Genomic DNA, 2,923 nt, shown 5'->3' with positions numbered 1-2,923 from the left:
ACCACGATCCTGAAATCGCATTTGCGCACGATGGCGCGCTTGGCGCACAGCGCTTCGGCCACCGGCTCCACCCGCGCCACCACCTGCAGAAAGTTCACCGCAGATCCGCGCGGGGTCAGCCGGCCATCCGCACCGACAAGGCTTGCTTCCGGCGGTGGCAGGGTCGAAGCGGGCATCGTTGAAACGCAGCCCGAAAGGACTATGGCCAAGACAACAAGGCAGGCGGCGCGCATCTTGGACCCTTTGGTTGCGGGGGAACGAAACCGCAGCCTAGCAAAATCCGCACCCGCCGAAACCCCGCCTCACGCAAGTGTCAGCGCGCTTCCCCCGTTGCCCTGTGCGCAACACCGGCGTAGCCTTGGCGCATGTTCACCATCGAGCACGACTTTGACGCCACCGTGATCACCCTTGTTGATGAGGGCGGTGATCTGCCGTTGCTGGAGGATGTGATCATTGCCGCCTTCGAGGATTGCGTGACCATCGACCAGGTCGATCCGCGTACTGACCAGATCGTGCGCATCACCCTGTCGCTGGCGCAGGTGCGCGACCTTGGCGCCGCCTTGAACCTGCCCGAGGGCAGCTACCGGATCGACCGCGATCCTGCCTGATCACAGTGCCTTTTTCACGGGTCGCTTTTGCGCTGGCAGCACGCCGCGCCCGGCACCTAAGTTGCCCGACAGGAGAGACATGCGATGACCACCGCCTTTTATTCAGACGAGCGCTGTTTCTGGCATGGCGGTGGCAACTATGCCTTCACCCTGCCGGTCGGTGGCGCCGTGCAGCCGCTGGCGGGTGGGCTGCCGGAAAACCCCGAAACCAAGCGCCGTCTGCGCAACCTGATCGAGGTGACGGGCCTCATTGACCACCTTAGCCAGCGCAAGGCGGCCCCGGCAACGTGGCAAGACATGGCGCGCGTGCATCCCGAAACCTATCTCACCGCCTTCAAGGCGATGTCGGATGCGGGCGGCGGTGAACTCGGCCTGCGCACCCCGTTCGGCAAGGGCGGGTTTGAGATTGCCGCCCTTTCGGCAGGTCTGGCCAGTGCCGCACTGGCCGATGTGCTGGCCGGGCGGGCGCGCAACGCCTATGCCCTGTCGCGCCCGCCGGGGCATCATTGCCTGCCCGACTGGCCGAACGGGTTTTGCCTGTTGAACAACATCGGAATCGCGATCCGTGCAGCACAGGCGGCGGGTCTGGTGCGGCGCGTGGCCGTCGTTGACTGGGACGTGCACCACGGCAACGGCACCGAAGCGGTGTTCTGGAACGACCCCGATGTCCTGACGATATCCCTGCATCAAGACCGCAACTACCCGCAGGATACCGGCGGGATCGAGGCGCGGGGCGGTAGCGCCGGGCTTGGGGCCAACATCAACCTGCCGCTGCCCCCCGGCACCGGCCACACCGGCTATCTGCAGGTGATGGACCGCGTCGTGCTGCCCGCCCTGCACCGTTTTGCCCCCGAGGTGATCATCGTGGCCTGCGGCTTTGACGCATCGGCGGTCGATCCGTTGGGCAGAATGCTGGCCACTGCAGACACCTTCCGCCAGATGACCCGTACCGTGATGGCCGCCGCCGACAGCCTGTGCGCCGGGCGACTGGTTCTGGTCCACGAAGGCGGTTATTCCGAGGTTTATGTGCCGTTCTGCGGCCATGCGGTGCTGGAGGAATTGTCCGGATCAACCGTCCGCGCCGTCGATCCGATGGCGGTCTCTCTGGCCGGAAAACAGCCCGACGCCCGGTTTGATGCGTTTCTGTCAACCTGGATCACCGATCTGGCAACCGCGCACGGGTTGTAGCGGTTTTCAAACGGAGCGGCGTTCCGCCGCACGCCTTTAGTGTCGCCCGCGCGGGCAAGGCCCGCTTGGCTCCCGCTCGCAGGGTTCGGGTCAAGCTGGAACTTGGGCAAACCAGCGTGTATGCAGCAACCTGCCCCGCCCGACCCACCCGCCGGAGACCCGCATGCCCGCCCGCAACCAAGCCGCCCTTGATTTCCTGCTGTCGCGCCAGTCGCGGCCTGCCAAGTTGTTCACCGGGCCGGTTCCAGACCGTGCCGCGCTGGCCGAGATTTTGACAGCTGCCCTGCGTGTGCCCGACCATGGCAAGCTGGAGCCCTGGCGGCTGATCGTGCTGCAAAAGCCCGCCTTCGCGCGGATCGCTGGCCTGGCCGAGGCCCGCGCCCGTGATCTGGGCGGTGACGCAGAAAAGATCGGCAAAGGGCGCGGCCAGTTTGATATGGGGCAACTGGCGGTGGTGGTGATCTCATCGCCAAAGGATGCGCCGAAAGTACCCTTGTCCGAACAGCGGCTTTCGGCGGGCGCGCTGTGCCTTGGCATCGTCAATGCGGCAGAGGCTGCGGGCTGGGGCGCCTGCTGGCTGACCGGCTGGCCTGCGCATGACCCGGTATTCGCCGCTGCGGCCTTTGGCTGCACCGGCCCGGAAACGGTTGCCGGCATCGTCCACATTGCCACCCCGCCGCCCGATGCGCCGGACCGGCCGCGCCCCGACCTTGGCCGTATCGTGACCTGGGTAGCCGCATGATCTTTGGCGATTTTCTCAAGGCACTGGGTCAGCTTGGCGACCGCCGCTTTCGCCGGGTGGCGCTGATCGGCGTTGGCCTGGCCTTCGTGTTGCTGGCGGCGGTCTATGCGCTGTTTCTGCTGGGCATCCAGACCCTGACGCCTGATAGCATCGACCTGCCACTGATTGGCCCGGTGACCGGGGTGGACACCCTGCTGGGCTGGGCGTCACTGGTGCTGATGATCGGGCTTTCGGTGTTTCTGATGGTGCCCGTGGCATCAGGCAGGGCGACCCCGGGGGCAGGGGCGCCGACGGCAGGTAGGTCCATGCTCAGAGCGTAGCAGGGCTCTCGATGACGAGGAGCTGGCCCGATCCCAACACCACCCACGCGTCCGAGAGGTCGCGG

Annotated in this window: 4 protein-coding genes; all 4 read left to right on the top strand. The window is 66.2% G+C overall.

All coding sequences use genetic code 11. The features are described 5' to 3' along the window. The first annotated feature begins 365 nt into the window (after positions 1-365). Positions 366-608 (top strand): hypothetical protein, encoded by a 243-nt coding sequence (locus tag RMO18_RS12145; protein WP_309666200.1) that lies wholly within the window; start codon positions 366-368, stop codon positions 606-608. Positions 609-692: 84 nt separating this feature from the next. Then, positions 693-1,796 (top strand): class II histone deacetylase, encoded by a 1,104-nt coding sequence (locus tag RMO18_RS12140; protein ID WP_309666198.1) that lies wholly within the window; start codon positions 693-695, stop codon positions 1,794-1,796. 163 nt (positions 1,797-1,959) lie between these two features. Continuing rightward, a complete protein-coding gene (locus tag RMO18_RS12135; RefSeq protein WP_309666196.1) occupies positions 1,960-2,538 on the top strand; it encodes a nitroreductase in 579 nt (192 codons plus the stop codon). Then, on the top strand, positions 2,535-2,858 hold the full coding sequence (locus RMO18_RS12130; protein WP_309666195.1) for a hypothetical protein: 324 nt from the start codon (positions 2,535-2,537) through the stop codon (positions 2,856-2,858). Before RMO18_RS12135 ends, RMO18_RS12130 begins: the two co-directional genes overlap by 4 nt. Positions 2,859-2,923 lie beyond the last annotated feature (65 nt).

Origin of the sequence: Tabrizicola sp., from assembly GCF_031377265.1 — a bacterium.
Lineage (GTDB): Bacteria > Pseudomonadota > Alphaproteobacteria > Rhodobacterales > Rhodobacteraceae > JAUYQR01.
This window is presented reverse-complemented; position numbering and strand designations above follow the sequence as displayed.